11 protein-coding genes are annotated in these 17,953 nt (G+C 39.5%); all 11 read right to left on the bottom strand.

Annotated features, from left to right (window positions below):
* On the bottom strand, positions 1–6,361 hold a 6,361-nt coding region (locus M23134_RS36085), incomplete at its 3' end, for an eCIS core domain-containing protein (protein WP_002705639.1).
* 510 nt (positions 6,362–6,871) lie between these two features.
* Positions 6,872–7,513, bottom strand: a complete 642-nt coding sequence (locus M23134_RS36080; RefSeq protein ID WP_002705638.1) for a methyltransferase domain-containing protein — start codon at positions 7,511–7,513, stop codon at positions 6,872–6,874.
* A gap of 59 nt (positions 7,514–7,572) precedes the next feature.
* Positions 7,573–9,618, bottom strand: a complete 2,046-nt coding sequence (locus M23134_RS36075; protein WP_045115020.1) for a tetratricopeptide repeat protein — start codon at positions 9,616–9,618, stop codon at positions 7,573–7,575.
* Between the two features lie 448 nt (positions 9,619–10,066).
* Positions 10,067–10,753 carry an SMI1/KNR4 family protein gene (locus M23134_RS36070; protein WP_002705633.1) on the bottom strand — a complete coding sequence of 229 codons (687 nt, stop codon included), beginning with the start codon at positions 10,751–10,753 and terminating at the stop codon, positions 10,067–10,069.
* 26 nt (positions 10,754–10,779) lie between these two features.
* Positions 10,780–12,054 carry a DNA/RNA non-specific endonuclease gene (locus tag M23134_RS36065; protein WP_002705632.1) on the bottom strand — a complete coding sequence of 425 codons (1,275 nt, stop codon included), beginning with the start codon at positions 12,052–12,054 and terminating at the stop codon, positions 10,780–10,782.
* Between the two features lie 57 nt (positions 12,055–12,111).
* Positions 12,112–12,489 carry a hypothetical protein gene (locus M23134_RS36060; protein ID WP_002705631.1) on the bottom strand — a complete coding sequence of 126 codons (378 nt, stop codon included), beginning with the start codon at positions 12,487–12,489 and terminating at the stop codon, positions 12,112–12,114.
* A gap of 83 nt (positions 12,490–12,572) precedes the next feature.
* On the bottom strand, positions 12,573–13,445 hold the full coding sequence (locus M23134_RS36055) for a hypothetical protein (RefSeq protein WP_045115019.1): 873 nt from the start codon (positions 13,443–13,445) through the stop codon (positions 12,573–12,575).
* A 15-nt stretch (positions 13,446–13,460) separates the two neighbouring features.
* Positions 13,461–14,681, bottom strand: coding sequence for a hypothetical protein (locus M23134_RS36050; RefSeq protein ID WP_002705629.1), 1,221 nt, complete (start codon positions 14,679–14,681; stop codon positions 13,461–13,463).
* Positions 14,682–14,730: 49 nt separating this feature from the next.
* A complete protein-coding gene (locus M23134_RS36045) occupies positions 14,731–15,288 on the bottom strand; it encodes a hypothetical protein (protein ID WP_002705628.1) in 558 nt (185 codons plus the stop codon).
* Between the two features lie 21 nt (positions 15,289–15,309).
* On the bottom strand, positions 15,310–17,466 hold the full coding sequence (locus tag M23134_RS36040; RefSeq protein ID WP_002705625.1) for a DNA/RNA non-specific endonuclease: 2,157 nt from the start codon (positions 17,464–17,466) through the stop codon (positions 15,310–15,312).
* A gap of 72 nt (positions 17,467–17,538) precedes the next feature.
* The coding region (locus M23134_RS36035; protein WP_002705624.1) for a hypothetical protein at positions 17,539–17,953 on the bottom strand (415 nt) is incomplete at its 5' end.

Genomic DNA, 17,953 nt, shown 5'->3' with positions numbered 1-17,953 from the left:
TGTTTTTAGAGAGTTTAAAATCTTTTTTGATTTCCTCCAATACTTTTTTGGCACCATCACTATCAGACGTAATCCAACCACCTTTAACTCCTGCATTTTTTGCAATCTGTGCTACCTTTGAGTCATCTGGAATAGTAGTTTGGAGCAGCCCCATCATTACCGAATAAATAAGACAATAAGCTCCTTTCCCTGAGTTTGGGGCTATTTGTAACCCGTGCTTTTCCAATGCATTTACAGGGCTTACCTGTGGATGATAATCTTCTAGCTGTGTTTCTCCTTTGCTGGCATCAACAGTTGCTTGATTATACATGACTCCATTTCCCCCGAGTAGCGGGTTTTTATGAATCGCGTCAGGGTCAGACCAACCAGGAGCGATTGTATCAAGAAAGCTGGTAATGGGTTGAGATTGATAAGCAGAAACCTGAGGCTGGCTACTGCCAGAAGAGGATTTGGGCTTGGGTGGGTTTGTTTTTGTCGCACTTGGTACTGGTGATTTACTGGCAGTGGCAGAAGGTTGACTTTTTGCCTGAGGCGATGCGCTCATTTCGAAGCTCTCTTCTGAATCGTTTGGCTGGGTTGACTTTGTTTTTTTTGGCATTTTTTTAAGAATACTCAACCCTAGTATTACTTTTTGTAGAATCTCTAAAAAGCTTTGGTGAAGGCTGACATCTTTTTGTCCTATTACCTGATCTTTTAGTTGAAGCAACTTTTGAATTTTTGCTCCCAGTCCTCCCTGAGAGTTTGTAGCACTTTTCAAATAAGCGTGCGCTTCAATTTGTACCTGATAACACACACTTTCTACAGTTTCGTTGTACTTGGGTAAGTCGAGCAAATGCGCTATGTTATTTTTGGGCTTGGTTTTCTTTCCGATTTCTTGTTGAATGTGTTGGGTAGAGCTTTGAACATCCCCCATCAGGCTGGCTGAAATTTTTAGCCTCGGGTCATTGGTTCCTGATGTTGAATCTTGAGCAACTCCATTGCCCCCCGACAAGTTGTAACTTGCCTTGGGTTGATGATACCAGCCTTGTAATTGACTGAATACTGGCTGAGCCAGGTTGTGTATTTCTTCGCCAATGGTTAAGTCCAGGTTCAAAGCATATCGTGAAGCGATTCCCTGACCAATGGTAGTGGTAGCTTCTTTGCTTGGTTTGTAAGGTGCAATGGCTTTCTTGATATCGCCAATGCCATTGGAGTCAAAAGCCGTAGATATAAACTCGTATAAAGCTTTATTGGCAATGTTATCCAGCCGGAAATTTTGTTTTAAAGAAGCCCAAAATACCTGAGGATTTTCTTTGACCACCGCTTTTACCGCATCTACCGAACTATACCCCAGCCGTTTTACAAAACTTTGCACTACCAGGTCGCGCGCATATTCGGCAGCAAACGATTCTCCTCCTGCTTTGAACAAACTATCTAATTCGGCTACTCCTCCAAAGGCAAAAAACTTAGAGGTATCGGTGATTCCCTTCCAGCTGGCACTTCCCAGTATTGACAAAGGATCTGAGTAGCGTACATCCAGGGTTTGGGCAATTAATTTGGTCAAAGCTGCCTTTGCCCCAAATGCCACAAAGGCAACGGCAGAGTATAAAAAGTTTGCTCCAATGGCCATACCCCCTGTAAGCGGAATGGCCGCCAAGGTTCCTACCAGGTTGATCAATCTAATAATTCGTTGCTTTTGCTTGTTAGACGCTGCCAAAAATCGCTCGTAAGCTTCTTCTCCTTGGCTATAGGCAACCGAAAAAGCTTGTTTTTTTTCTTCTACCTCTGGCGAATCAGCCAATACTGCTTGTTGCAAATCAAAGAAAGCTTTGCCTGCCCCCCGGGTTGCGTCTCTTCTTACCGCCGATTTTGCGGTAAGCTTACGGTATTGAAGGTTAATCCTTTTACCTGCAGCAAGGCTCTCTAGCTCGGCTATAGTCAGGTATTTATAAAACTGGGGCAGCAGGGTAAGTTCCTTATGGTCATACCCCTGCTCGTGCAATGTTTCTATAAACTCTTGGTCGGAAGCGGCTGCCTGGGCAAGGTGCAATAGCAAGGCTTTGATAATGTCCAAGTAGTGCCCGTCGTTTCTAAATATGCGTCTGATGTGTGTTAAACGATCTGCTCTGGGGAGTGGCAAAATGCGGGCATCCTGAAAAAAACTATCCTGGTAAGCTTTTTTGGCTTTTTCTACCTGTCTTTGTTTCACTTTATCATTGGGTGCTTGGGTGTGTGCTCTCCTGGCTTTGGTCAATGTTTGTTTGAGTTTGCCTTGTTCCTTTTTCTTATCGTCAAGCGTAGTTTTGTGCTGGGCAAAGTCAGTCCATTCTTCTAATAACACCTTGCCTCGCAGTGCCTTAAAAGAGCCTTGAACCAAGTTTTTATACTGTGCTCCAGAATGGCTATACCAACGGTGCGCACTATTGATTACCTCTGCTACCAGGTCTAACTTGCCTTCGTTTAAGCGGGTAATGGTGCGCGACTGCATTCCTCTGAGTAGGTTTTGTGGTTGGTAGCTGGTAAAGCGGTCTAATTTATTGGCAAGTGGTTTATCCAATGTATATTTTAAATAGTTGTATACCGCTTTGAGGAAAAAATTCTTTTTGTGGGTGATTTTTTTTGTTGTTGGGTTATAGTAAGGGTTTTTATGTAGGATTTGATTACCCTTTTTGCTTTGTGGTGGAACAGAGAGGTTAGTAAAATCCATGGATAACTTTTCGCCACTTTGCCATACTTCCATCAATACGTTGTACATTTTGTGTCGGTCAGAAGTATCAGTCAACGCAACTTTTAGTTTTTGAGCCCAATGCTCTACCTGATCCATATATACCGAAAAAGGCAAAACGTTCTGAGAGGTATTCGAGAGAGTAGGCTTGCCCGTTTTTTTGGAGGCATGATGCAAATATTTTTGGTAAGAAAGAGCTTGGTTTGCTTCTGAAGAGTTATATTGATTGAGTTGTTCTTTCCTTTCTTCGATTAGCTTGTCTTTTTGAGTACCCTGCGGGGTTGTATCAGTTTTTATATGCTCCCAATAATAGGCAATGTATTTATTATGTTGAACGATGTCTTTTGGGTTCATTTTGGGAGTTACCCCAAAGTGAGTCTTCATGAGTGAACGAAATTTCCTAATGGCTAATGTACGATGAGAAGTGCCTCCCTTCATACCATCTCTTTGACCCATGGGAGACTTTACATAGACCCAAACTTTTGCAAAACGGTCTATCAATGCTTGATGTAACTCCCGATCATCTTTGGCAATGGCAAGTTCTTGCGGATCAAGGTTTTGGATCAACTGACTTAATTTTTTGAGACTAAAGGGCGTTTTTAGCTGAAAGCATCTCTCATCAATATAACCTACCTTATTTTCACGCCAGTTGGTTGAGTATTTTCCGGCAGCGTACGCCCTTAGTTGCAGGTAATTTTCTCCGGCATCGCGCCCGTATTTCAATTTACCCAATATCTTAAGTCGTAGCTTTTGGGGTACTTTTGCTTTTTTGAGCGTTTGTTCTATGCTGGCAAGCGCCTGGCTCACCCGTGTGTTGCCCTCGATGAGTTGCTTTTTTTTGTTTTTATTTCCTAAAAGCTGTGCATCAATTTTTTTACCTTGCGGTAAAAAATAATTCATAAAATCAACTTTGGCTCTATCAGATAACTTGTTAATGGCGGCAAATAGTTCGTAGTGCCTTCTTTGGCTAAAGGGATTCCAGCGATATTTCTTTTCTATCCTTACCTGACGATAAAGGTTTACAAAAGCCAGGATTAACGCTTCATCATCCATCGTTTCTTGTTCAATGGAATGGTTGATATCATGACTGATTTTCTTGAGTGATGACCCAGAGTTAATCGACTTTGAATCAGCAGTAGAGTGGTTACCTAATCCTGCTTTTAGTATACCCAAAATAGCCTTTCGGTCGCCAAAGTTCCAACCATGTTTTATCTTTTGCATGGCAAACTTTGACGCCTCTACGATGCCTTGGGTGTGTTTGTATTGTAAGAGTTTAAGGGTGTGAGACTCCAAGCCAAAACCTTTGTGAGGCTCTAACACAAAGCGACGTATCACGGGTTTGCCTTCAAACAAAAGGCGTTCCTGAGCAATGGCTTTTCTTCGCCATGCCATTACTTCTTCTATCAATCGCTCCCGGTTTCCCTTAAGGCTGACTACTCCCTCGGTTACATTCATTTTGCCCGTATAACGGTTACCCCCTGCAATATAATTTCGAATAATATTGGCTAATTGTTTATCCTTTGTGGTTAAAAAATCGGTTTTATCCTGAGTGCCTGCATCTTTTTTATTGACCAATACATTGGCTGCTTTTTGTTCCCTATAAAAATGCTTAATGTATTGATAATTATAAGGGCTTAGGTTGGCTCTCAAGCGTTGCCCGTATGCACGCCATATTTCGTGTAATTCTGGCAAGTTGCAAGTCTTGATAATTTTAACCACTTGTTTTTCGTCGGTAGTTATTTTGCTCGACACACTGCCTTGCATCAAGCCTAGTGGAACCGCCAAACGGGACACTTTGCTGACCTGTCCTTGTCTGTCTAACAACTCAAGCAGGTACCTTGAGGTGCTTCCTTTTTGCCCAACTCTGGGCAATCCATACATGTTTACTATAGCTTCCCTCAGGTGTATTGGGTTTTGTTGTTCTTGTGAGTAGGTATAAAAAGTCTGTTCTATTTGCCTGGTGTTGTGGCGGTGTTGCAGCAATTTGATAAGTTGATCGAGATAGGCTTGGTTTGAGCCCAGTCTACTTTTTTTCCCTAGCCTTTTTTCGTACAGATTATGGTATAGCAACTCTGCAATCTCTTCTGGCTTTAAGTTCAAATAACTCACATGCGTTGCCAAAGACCTTTGCCCACCAGGCGCCTTTTTTCTGGTTTCAAAGCCAAGCACATGCTTTCTTTCTCTTATTTTTTTAAGGTGGCGTAGCTCTTCTTTGGTTACTGTAGGGTTATTTTGAGTTGTTTTGTTGCTACTGTCATAAACCATTTCTCCCCTTGAGCTTTTTATTTCTTTAAGCTTAGGTGCCAGGTAGGTTTGGGTGAGTTGTACGCCCTTAGGTATTTTTTTTATCAATTCTTTCCCTGGCGGCAATGCTTGGTTTTTAATAGTAGAGAGCAACGAATTTATTTGGGCATCTATATGAGTGAAAAACTGACCCAGTGATGTGTTTTTTTCGCCCATCATGGCTAATTCTACTCTTAGCAAACGAAGATCATCATAGTTTTTATCCATCACTTTCTCTATCACACCTATCAGTTTATTTACTCGGTGGGTGTCTGAGGCATCATACAATTGATACAGTTCTTGTAAATAGAAGTTCAGGCAGTTTTGCAAGGCTGCCGCATATTTTATTACCGTTGGATAGTTATTGTTGGCGTTATTTTGGGCATATTTCACTGGAAAATCATGGTCATTATAGACCTTCATACGTGTAGTTGCCACTTGTTTTTGAGTTTTTTGCTCAGGCAATGTTTTCTTGATCAAAAGTTCTTTTTCCGATTTTTGGGCTTTGACAGAAGGTTTACTTCTTTCTTGTATCAGTGCCACTTTAATCTGTTCATAGTCAAACGTTGTTTGAGGGTCGTTTATCAGGGTGTGCATGAGCTTAACAAGAGGTAACTCGATTGTTTTGAAAACTTTAGGGCTGAAGTCTTGATAGAGCACTTTATCCTGAATAAGTCTGGTGATTAATTCTCCTGCGATTGGGTCTTGTGAGTGGGTGGTTTCCTGCCCCTTGTCGTTTTTGTATTTGGGCATGACTACTTCTTGATTTTTGATTTTACTTTGCTGTTTTTGGGGAGGCACAGTAGCATTATTCTTACCAGTTTGCAATGCTTTTTCGCCCATTACGTCGGCTTCTTTCTCTAGCTTGGGGTCATCATTAATGTTTACCCCGTCTTTAGTTTGTGTGGTAGGTTTTATGTCTTTTTCTTTATTCTGTGCTATGTGCCAGGCTTCGTGGGGCAGGTGTTTTTCTTGCCTAGGGCCTAAGTGAATATCATTACCTTGGGCATACGCATTGGCTTTGAGTTGGGCAGGTTTGCTTGAGTTGTAGTGTACCTTTACATCATCCATAGTATGCCCCGACAGATGTTCTATGCCGTTTTTGAGCTGATCAGGTAACCCTTGGTGGGTAGTTGCCCTTTGTACAGGTAGATGTTTAGCCTTAATAGTCTTTTGTTTGCGCTGTATGGGAGTATGTTTGGTTTGAATAGGAGGCTCTATTTTGTGTTTGCGTTGTATAGGCCTTTGTTTGGCCCTAATAGAAGAGTTTGACCCCTGATTGTGCTTTGTCGGTTTTGGGTTGGTCTGCATCTGCTCTTGATTAGGTTGCTGTTCAGCAGAGGCATTTTGATCTGAGTGAGTTGACTTATGCATGTTATTAAGTTTAGAATAGTTCGACTGATTGACTACCTGTATGTAGTACCTAAAAAAGGAGGGTGAGATATATCACTTGGTGTATACCAAACTACCACTGATTTTTGACCAGTAGGCACGTAAAAAAAGCCCAATAAGTAATTGATTATGGTAGTTTTCCTGGTATTTAAGATGAGTTTATTCAGGTACAATATCCAGTTTAGCCTTACTACAATACACCTACTGAAGCAGTTATATGTGTATACTAATCACCTACACTGTTTATAAGCTATTGATTTTTAGCGAGTTAATGTTTCACTTAAGTCCTGTTAACCGCTAAAATCAGATGGGGCAATGAAAGGTTTGATAAAGCTTGACTTGTGTTATATTTTTGGATGCCTTTCAGTAGATATTAAACACTGAGGGTTGGGTAAGGGAATTTAAAGTAGGGGAGGAGCAAAGTGTACAAAAAATGATCAAGGCTGTTTCGACTTTTGATATAGTGAAAAGTACAGCCTTCGTCTTTCTGTATCACACAAACCTGACGTGAATGACTACTCCTTGTGGTGCCACAGGTAACAAACGATGAATCTCTATGACGGCCGATGAAAAATTTTGTCTCAGCATGTGTACAAAATCATCTATATTGTGGGTAGCAAGATGCTTTACATTCTGCAAAGGCAACGCACGAGTGAGTTGAGCGTCATTCAAGTAAATTGTGATGCCATAATTAACCAGTAATCTCATTTTTTTACAAAAAACCTCATCATACTTTGCCTGGTTTGGTTGAAGCACACTTAGACTTCCCAGCGAAAATCCCCAGTCAAATTTGGTTGTACCAAAATCGTGGGCTAGAAATTCATCATAAATAAAGCGAGCTTGTGCATCAGCTCCGTACTTTGCCAAAGCAGATTTGTGAAACTCAGGCATTACTTCAATACCAGTATAATACCCGTTAAATTGTTGCTTTGTACGCAAAAAATCTTTGAAATGCCCTTCTCCTGAACCTATATCAAGTATGCTGGTAAACTCAATCCATGATTGATGAGTAAAAGAAGATGATAAGTCATACAAGCGTAGTGCATAGTCCAGGCTCGACCACCCTGCCTGAATGCCGTGTTGCTGTACATAGTGTTGATAAAAGTCGTATATTCGTTGTGTATTTGTTTTCAAAGTAATGTGTAGTGAAAGGGTTATAAAAACACAAAATGATTAATTTTTGTGGTCAAATGTTACAATTTTACCCCCACAATGGTAATGTCATCTCTTTGCTCAGCATCTAGTTGATAATTACTAAGGGTGTTTTCAAAAACACGTTTTTGTTGATGGATCGGAATATGTTTGCAAGTATCAAGGACTTGAAGCAAGCGGTGCTGTTTAAAACTTTGTCGTTGAGGATTGGGAGTGTCTACATAACCATCAGTGGTTAAATACAGTAAATCACCTTTTTTCATAGAAATTGTGTGGTTGGTAAAACTTTTTGATGCTTTGATTTGCTTGCCTCCCACACTCATCCTGTCTCCTTTTAGGGTGTGCAATTGGTTGTTTGATATATAGTATAAGGGACGTTTGGCTCCCGCAAATACAACTGTCAAATTATCTTCTTTCTGCTCTTCTATACGACAAAGGCACAAGTCCATGCCATCTCGGTTGGTTGATTGCTCTTGTTTTAAAGCAAAGAAAATTCCTTCGTGCAACTGTCTTAATATTACACTTGGGTCGACGTTACATTTTTCGTTTACAATCTCGTTGAGCAGTGAAAAACCAATAAGAGACATAAAAGCGCCTGGTACCCCATGACCAGTACAGTCTACCACCGCAATGAACTTATAACGGTCTAATTTACTCAGCCAATAAAAATCTCCAGAAACTACATCCTTGGGTTTATACAGTACAAAGTATTCTCCCAATACCTTTTTTAAACGAGAGTAAAAAGGCAAGATGGCTTCTTGAATTGTTTGGGCATACCGAATGCTCGACATAATTTTGGTGTTTTGTAGGGTAAGCTGTTCATTAGACTCAGTAATTACTTCCTGTTGGCTCAGAATTTCTTCCTGAGTAAACAGTAAAGCTTGATTTTGGCGATCAATTTCTACTTTTTGAGCTTGTAAAAAACGCCTGCTTCTGTATATGCCAAACGCCATAATCAACACCAATATTAGCCCCAATGTAGCGCTTGCAGTGAGTATTTTTTGCCGATAAATAGTCGCCCTTTTTAGTTTAATGTCTTTTTCGAGCAACTCTTTTTCTTTTTTTGCCACCTCTATTCTACGCTTTTGCTGTAAGTTGTTCATCTTGACACCCATACTGGTGTTCATAAAACTATCTTTCAGCAATACATATTGACGGTAGTGGTAAAGAGCTGCCTTGAAGTTTTGTTCTTTGGTAGTCAATTCATATAAACTTTGGTGGGCTTCCATCATCCTTAAGCTAACCCCTGACTCTTGGGCTATTTTTAGAGCTTCATTATAATATTCGTGTGCTTCCTTGTATTTTTCCTGGTCTGCCATCACATCGCCTATGTTGTCAAGTGTAGCCGACTTCATGTGTTTTACCCTGTTTGTACCACTATTTACCTCTAGCGACATAGAGTACCATTTCAACGCCTCAGGGTATTTTTGTAGTTTACGCATGACCAGCCCCATATTATTATAAGAGTTGATCAAGCCAGTCTTCTCATCGAACTGTTCACGTATATCTATTGAACTTTGGATATACTCTATGGATTTTTGATAGTTTTTTTTGAAATAATAAGCCCCTCCAAGGTTAATATGTGCCAAGGCAATTTCAGAGTGATAGTCAAACTTTTTGGCCAGTCTTAGTGCTTGGTTAGCATAATTAATTGTTTCATCGTACCTACGTTGCCTTCGGTATAACACTGCAATGTGGTTGAAGATATGGGCTACCCTCTCCCATGCTTCTATTCTTTGTAAAATATCCAGCCCTTTTAGAAAGTGCTCGAGTGATTGTTCGTGCACTGCCTGTGCCATGTATGCCTGCCCAATGAGTTCGTGTGCCCTGGCCTCCCTCCGTTTGTGTTTTGTTTGGGAGGCTAAATACAATGCCTCCAGCGCTATCTTTCTGCTGTTTTGAGGAGAATTATTCAGGAGTACTTCCGACTGATGTAACTTAAAATCTATTTCAGCTTTTGGGGGTTTGCTGTATTCCTTTTCAACGTATGGTGATACTTGAGTAGCTTGCGCTATTAGTTCGGGGCTGGCCATAAAAAGCCAGCCCATGATAAGTAACCTGATAGAAAAATATGTATAGTTGGTCATTGGTTAGTAATATTTTGATGAATAAAATAGGTGATCAGTTTAATGAACCGAGTACTACCAATACCCTTAGTCATATAGTATGCCTCTAAGTTTTGTTTTTTATTGCCAGCAGCGATTTAAAAATATCCCAAACATCAATGGTTTGTTCAAAAACTGTATTTCCGTTTTGCTCATCGAAAACTATCCCTAAGAAGGTAATTATGCCAGTCATCAGTATCTACCATTTATCTACGGAGTATCTACTTATTGTCTACTTTCTTGGTAATAGCTTTGATAGTGAGGTGTTTACAGGAAGGCTCAAAGATGGGGTGTTTTCTGGATTTTTGGTATAAGACTACAAACCTTTGCCAGCATTTGCTTGATTTGTCGCTGAGTTTGCCTAAGCAAACAGTACAAAAAAAGCGTAAGTGGTGGCTTACGCTTAAAAACTTTGAGTTAATGTTTAGCTTTAAGCAAATAGTTGAGGATTCACGGAGTCAAACTTTTGCAGGGTAGGCAGGTTGTGACCATCAGTAGCTCCTAAAATATCATTTCTTATCTCAATAATCCCTCTGGATTGCATTAAGATTTTCCAGTAAGTAGCAAAATCAGTGAGGCGTGAGTTCCACCAGTTTGAGTAATGACTTGATAACATTACCAGTGGTGCAGATTCAAATTCTGTATCACATAGATAAGCAATAGAAGAAAAGGTACTATATTCATCTAATATTTTTAGTTTTTTTGAAAACTCATGCTCAATGTATTCATTGCCCTTGAACTGAAAAATATAATCGTGAGAGTCATCATAACTAAAGCTGTCTTTTAAAAAACAGTCTTCAAGTGAATTGATTTTTATTTGAGCAAAAGGGTTTTCCTCATCATCTTCTAAATCAGGTTCATAATCTCCAAATTTGTCATATACTTTAGCATCATATTCGTCCTCCGATAATTCGATTAATTGCCAATGTAAGCAACATCCATTAGCCTGTTCATAAAAATCTTTTAAACCCTGATCAAGTACAATATTATATTTTTGCTCTATTGATTTTATTTGCTCTTTACTTGCGGGAGGGGCAACTTCATAAGTTATTACTTCCAGCAAAGGGTGTCTGTCTATTTCTTGCTTTATTTTCTCTAGGTCTGAAGTATAATTCATTTCTATTTTAATTATGGCATAATACTCTATGGAAAACGTTGGAAGGCAAAATCTCCATCAGGTAATTGATTTTTTACTTGTCCTCCAATTTTAACTTTATCATCTACCCAACGTCCATTTTCATTTTTTAGGATTGCCCAAGTGATTTTAAGGAATTTAGGCAAATAATTTCTTTCATACTCCATTATTTCCAATTTATATCTATCATCGGTTTGTTCATTTGGAGTTCCAATTCTATTTCGTAAAGTTTCCTCAAAGTTGCGACGAGGATGTTTTCCGTAAACAGCCTCAACACGATAACGTATTACCTTTTTCTCAGTAAGTACTACTGGTTTAATGTGTCTTTCAAAATATTTTTCGTGATTTCCATTGGCGTCAGTAGTCATTTTACCAGTAATAGGTGTCAAGTTATAGGCATATCCTGGTCCCCCTATATGATGATTTATAAGGTGCCCTCTAATAAAAGAACCTGCTGGTCTTCTACGGTTAGCCTTATTCCAATGGTCAGGCTTATCTTTTGGTGTTGACCCTTCAACATGGTTATCCGATAAGATTTGAGCATCAGCAAAAGTTGCTCCTCCGTCAGGAGTCAAGGGACTGTACTTTATAACGCTTGGAGGGGAATTTGAAGAATCCAAGTCTGCTAATATTCGTAAATCATTGGCAAGCTTGTCCATTAAATCTGGAATTTGTGCCTGATTAGTTGTATTACTTGTTCTTCTCTTCTTAATAAGTCGATCAATTTGCCCCGCTGTACTTTGCGCTCTAGCTTTTACCTTTGTGTGTTGTGTAGGGGCTTGTATGTCTTTTATAAAGTCTTTAAATGTTTTGGGGCGACTAGCAACCATTAACTTTGCATTGCTCCCTTTGCCCTTAAAATATAATGTATGATTTTCTCCTCTTTCTGTTTTTATTTTCCGTTTTTGTTTCCACCAATCTCCTAATGCTTCTTTTACATTTTGACCTGTTTCTTTAGCTTTTTTAGCACCCTGTTTAATCTTCTTCCTAATAAACGCCATCACCTTCGCAATCAAATCATCCAAAGGCTTGCGTAGCTTCGCCAATATTCTCTTGATACGGGCACTTACATTGCCCAGGCGCAGCATGCGCGCCATAAAGTCGAGCAGGAGGGGGATAAAGTTGGCGAGGGTGTTTTCTATAAACTTCGCTGCTTCGCCCAGCATGCCCATGGCTATTTTGCCCACCGACGATACAATGTTTTGGATAATCTGTACAATGCGTTCCCAGTTGTTGATGAGCCACATCGCAAAGTCATAAATCGCCCCCACGGGGTTCAGCATCGAGAGTATCTAATGGTGGCTTGTTTTACTACCGACACAATGAGCCAGTTTTGGATTTCACTGAGCACCGCTTCTTTGATTTCGGCGGCCTTTTCTGACAGCATGTCCCACATGGCCTCCACAAACCCCTTCTCCTTGATGGTTTGCAGCAGCTCCAGTCCGGCGCCCCCCGGCTTCTTCGGCACGCGCCAGGTTTTCTTCGCCCACCTCTTTGGCTATTCGGGCGCGTATCACTGTCCAGTCGAGCCCCATGATCTGTAGCACCACCGAAAAAATACCCTTCAAATCCCACTTTTGCGGCAAGTTCAAACCAATGCCACCCATGGCGCCGGTGAGCCAGGCAAATAAACCGTTTTTGAGGTGTTTGCCAATGTTGCCCACAAAACCATTGAAACCCTTGCCCACTGCCTCTACCACATTCTGGAAAAAGCCCATGGGGTCGGTCACTATTTTGGATACAAAAAAAGCGTAAGCTTTCGCCCACGCTAAGGTACCTTTTGGTTGGGATAAAATTCGCCTTATAAATTCTGAGTAAATGCCTCGTTGGATAAGTCTTTATGTAAACCTTTGAGCCAAGTCCTACCATCAGTTACACCATAAAACCCTCCATCTAATTGTACCATTTCTGTTAATTGGGTGTTATTCTTGTGCTTCTCAATGGCATACACTAAAGAATCAAGAACTGCTTTTACATAATCTGGATGCTGTTTATGTTGAATAGCCCATCTTTCTGTAGGTATATTATCATACGCCAATAAAAAGTGATCTCTCAAAAAGATTTGTAAAACTTGCAAAGGATTTTCGTCTACTAATAATTGCCAGGCATTGGCAGGACGAGCTTCCAACACAGGAGCCAATTGCTCAAGCAGCATACTCTTAAGTGGCTCAAAGTCTTCATCCATCTCCTCTATGTTTCTTCTATGAAGAGTTGCCACACCTACGTTTGCCCCTAGTTCACAAGAGATCAAACCTTTTTGGGCATATTTAACAAGCAAAGGAGGTATTAAGTGCAATTGATGTCCTTCCATTACATCTTCTAGATCTTCGGCAAATGGCTCATACACTAAGTCATAGGGGTCAAAGTGTACTAATTTAAGTAATAACTGAGTGTCGCGAGTTAACTCCCAAAATTCATTGAACACTATACCAAAGGGTAATTTTAATTCTCTTCTAAAAATTCTATATATGTATGAATCAAATCGTGTAAGTAAAATATCATTTTTATTCTTCTGTTTTTTTTCCTTAATAAGCTCATCAATTTGAATACTGTAGGTACCATCAAAAACATGTGAGTTGAACTTATTATAAAAGTGTTCATTTATCATATTGAAGGCATCTTTATAACCTCCTTGACTCCAACATCTAAAAGCTTTAAAAAAAATGTTTGACATATAAATAATGTGTTGTTATCCCCCATACTTACTAGGGTTTATATTACTAATAATATTTTGACGCGTGTTGCCAGGGTCTATTGGCATTTGCATAAACTGTCCTTTCGATATCCCAGGGAAAAATGCTTTCCAAAGATCTTTTTTACTCGTTCCTCTTTTTCTGTAAGGCACATTTAGTAAATATTGCCTTGGGTTGTCAATTGCTAACCCACAATCTTTCATTGCAAGAACCCCTTCTTTGTATGCTTCGTATTTAAGGTAGTGTTTGCCATATGTTTTACTCAAAATATCTATTTCATCTATATAATCCTCTAAATCTTTCCGTATTCTTATTGCTCGTTCATAGTGATAAGGGCTTGTTGAAGAGCCTGAATAAGTCCAGCCAAATCTTTCTGCTGCTGCGGCTGAGTTAGAGTGTCCATCTCCAGTAGCAGTAGGGCTGCCTACATTTTTATATAGTTCTTTTATATTTAGTTCTATCTTCAAGAAACTTTCGTGAATTTTTAGTTCAGCCAAATCTTTCAAGTCATATTGGTCGGCTCGTTTTACTATTTGTTTAACCAATGTCCTTAAAAACTTTTCTGTCTTGGCTTTGTAAGCTTTTTTATCAATTTGCCCAGAACGCCATTGACCATGAGCCACTTGAACGTCATCAAAGAATTTTGTCCTTAAATCTAATATTTTACTTTTTACAAGGTTAGCCAAGTCTCTATCTGCCTGGGAGTTTTTAATACTGCGCGCTATTTTTTCCAAGGTTTTTATTTGCCCTTGAATTTTTGAGAAAATTTCACGCTCAATTTTGCTCGCCATTACTATTTTTACTCCTTTATTTTGAGTAATAGCGCGTACATAATGTGATTCTCCATTCATAGAGAAGGGGACTTTAATAGAGGCAGGTGGAGCTTGGTCTTTTTTGTTTTTTTCATCCTGATCCTTCTTAACATCCTTCCCTTGCTTATCCTTCTCTTTACCCCTCTTCTTCTTCTTCTTCCCAAAGCTCCTGATCTTCTTCCTAATAAACGCCATCACCTTCGCAATCAAATCATCCAAAGGTTTGCGTAGCTTCGCCAATATTCTCTTGATGCGGGCGCTTACATTGCCCAGGCGCAGCATGCGCGCCATAAAGTCGAGCAGGAGGGGCACAAAGTTGGCTAAGGTGTCTTCTATAAACTTGGCGGCTTCGCCCAACATGCCCATGGCTATTTTGCCCACCGATGATACAATGTTTTGACACAAAAAAAGCGTAAGTTTGGCTTACGCTTTTTTTATGCAATAATTATATCTTTTATAGTGAGTTATAATGCCATAAATCTTCTTCATCTGCTGGTGCTTGCACCTTTTTAGCTTGTACAAATTCCCCTATGTTTTTTATGCTATTGTAATCAGCAACTTCTCTCCAGCCATCTTCAGAAGGTCTTTCAGTAGCTATAATTTTTAAGTTGCTATCTGCTTCTGCAATAAAAAACCTTTTGAAATAACGGTGGTTAGATGATTCGTGATTATGACTTACATAACATACAAATACATTGTTAGAAAAACCTTCATCTTTGATGGAAGAATCAAGTTTGGTGTTTTTATATTCTTCAATTGCAAATATTTTACGTTTCCGTAAAATATCATTAATATAAGACTCTCGTTCCTTTACTGAATCACCGTCAGACCAAGCGGTTAGCCCATTAAAAGTATGTTTAGCAGAAAAAAGAACCGCTTCATCAAATAAATCATAGACTTTGTCAATATAGTCATCTCTGCTACCTACCAGTTTATATTGATCTATGTACAGGTTGTATTCTTTTTCGATAAACTCTTCCAAAAAAACTTTTACTTCATCAATTGTTTTCATCGTATATTTCAGTTTGTTTTTTTATGCGGTTCCATACAATAAATCAGGTCCTAATTTATCACTAATGCCTGGATTGTTATTGATGACCTCTTGCCCTTGCTCCATTGCTTTAGTTTGAATAACAGTATACTTTACTTCCATACAACGGGCTTGCTTTTTCGCCGCAATATTTGCAGTAATTTGTGCCTTTAGGTCAGCATCGGATAGTTTTTGCAGGGCTTCTAAAGTACTCTTTTCCTTGTCTATCAAAGTTCCTGATTTATTTTTCAGGTATCTTAAACGTTCTTTTATGCCTTCTTTAATTTCTCGTAGAGATGCATCTTTATTAGGTTCGGCAAAAGTAATTTTTACGTTCATCTTGAATGATATAAGCCCTTTGATTTTAGCTAATTCATCTCTTATATCTTCCTCCTTGTCTTTCATATCAACTTGGTTGTATGTGCTAGAAGTAAGCACCAAGTTTTTAGCTGTTTTATAGCCCGATCCCATCAACATATTGGCAATCAAGTGAGCTCTATCGTGCATTTCGTGGGTATCTCCCTGAGTTACTCCACGGCCAAATTCATGGAGTTTTAATTCGCTTCCTGTAATCTCTTCGGGTATACCAGACTTACTATCATAAATAGAGGTAAACACCTCCTTACCTCCTTGGTAAGTATACTTTAAGGTGCTTTTGCCTTTAGATGGATTATCAGCCTTGGGGTAACCTGCCAATATGATAGGCTTAAACTTATTATGGTCTTTATTGCCTTTCAATACATTATAAATAAGTTTATTGTTACTGTCCTCCTTGCTTCTATCAAATACTTGGTCACGTAACCCAGTATGGGCTCTGAGGCTTTTTTCGTTGTTTACTTCTTCTATAGTCTTTTTTACCTTGGTATCACGGGCATCCTTGTCCATTGAGGCAAGCTCCTTATTTCCAATTTTCCAGAACTGTCCACGGGTATGCTTACCATATGCTTTGCTGTTTTTGAGTGGTTGATCGGTTAGGGCTTTGGTATTGCTTGAGTTTTTCCTTAAGTGTTTAACCACGCCGTTCCACGATTGTATCTTGGCAAAATTCTCTTTCACTCCTGACAACGCCTTGAGGTCAGCTTTTACTTCGCTTAGTGCTTTGGGGTGCACCTCTTGATTCAATTCCTTTATGTAAACCGCTTGAAAGTCAACATCTTCCTGATCGTTAAACAACAAGAACAATTGTCTGAGATTGTCTGCCATTTGTCCTTGTTTTCGTTCTATTAAATTATCTACTAATCTAAACTGTTTGTTCTTTTGCTTGGTGTCGCCTCCTTTTTTGTTTTGTATACTTACAGCCTCACGTACTTTACCATCTAGAGCAGTGAGCATCCGCTTGACATAATTGATTCGGTTAATGGCTTGATGTTTCTTCTTTTTCGATCTAAAGTTTTCGATCTTTCCTTCCCACTCTTTTAGTTTCTTGTCTACTCGGGTAGGGTCACTGGCTACATATAAGGTTGCTTGTTTACCAGACCTTTTCACCCAAAGATGATGTTTGTCTTTACCTGCTTTGAACTCTACATCTTCACCAATTTCACCATCCCCCAACTTACCATCTTTCAGGTCTTTTTTGTCGTCTTTTTTCTTTTGATCGTCTTTGTCATGCTTATTCTTCTTGCTTTTCTTCTTCTTCCCAAAGCTCCTGATCTTCTTCCTAATAAACGCCATCACCTTCGCAATCAAATCATCCAAAGGTTTGCGTAGCTTCGCCAATATTCTCTTGATGCGGGCACTTACATTGCCCAGGCGCAGCATGCGCGCCATAAAGTCGAGCAGGAGGGGGATAAAGTTGGCTAAGGTGTTTTCTATAAACTTCGCTGCTTCGCCCAGCATGCCCATGGCTATTTTGCCCACCGACGATACAATGTTTTGGATAATCTGTACAATGCGTTCCCAGTTGTTGATGAGCCACATCGCAAAGTCATAAATCGCTAAAATTGCCTGCACAATCGCCCCCACGGGGTTCAGCATCGAGAGTATCTTAATGGTGGCTTGTTTTACCACCGACACAATGAGCCAGTTTTGGATTTCACTGAGCACCGCTTCTTTGATTTCGGCGGCCTTTTCTGACAGCATGTCCCACATGGCCTCCACAAACCCCTTCTCCTTGATGGTTTGCAGCAGCTCCAGTCCGGCGCCCCCGGCACGGATGGACAAAAGAAGTTATACTTTAAAAACTGTTACAAAAGATTAGATTGAATATGTAAGGAATGAAGAAAGTCGTAATCATTAATAGTGTAGGCTTTGAGGATTACTTAAGTCGGGGATATCACGTTCACTCCAAATGTTAGCAGGGATTTTTATTATTTGTTGGGCTTTGTATTGGTAATACTTTTTACGGGATTTTAAAAGTCCTCTTTTATATAAGAGCATAAAAAGATAAGATTCAAAGTCAGTAATAACTGATTCTGAAAAATCTTCAAAGCTACCAAAAGAGAAGATAACCCAAACTTTTGATGATGCTTTGTCAATAAAAAATGCAGATGTACAGTATAAGCCAAAAACATCAAAAGGGTATATGGAGCTATAAAAGTTATTTGCTGATATTTTTTTGCCATTAAAACTAATGGAGTGGTTTAGCTTACTTAATTCCTTTAGTTTATCCCATTGCATAAAAAATACTTCATCAAAAGCAAGGATATTA

Source organism: Microscilla marina ATCC 23134 (assembly GCF_000169175.1).
Taxonomy (GTDB): Bacteria; Bacteroidota; Bacteroidia; order Cytophagales; family Microscillaceae; genus Microscilla; species Microscilla marina.
This window is presented reverse-complemented; position numbering and strand designations above follow the sequence as displayed.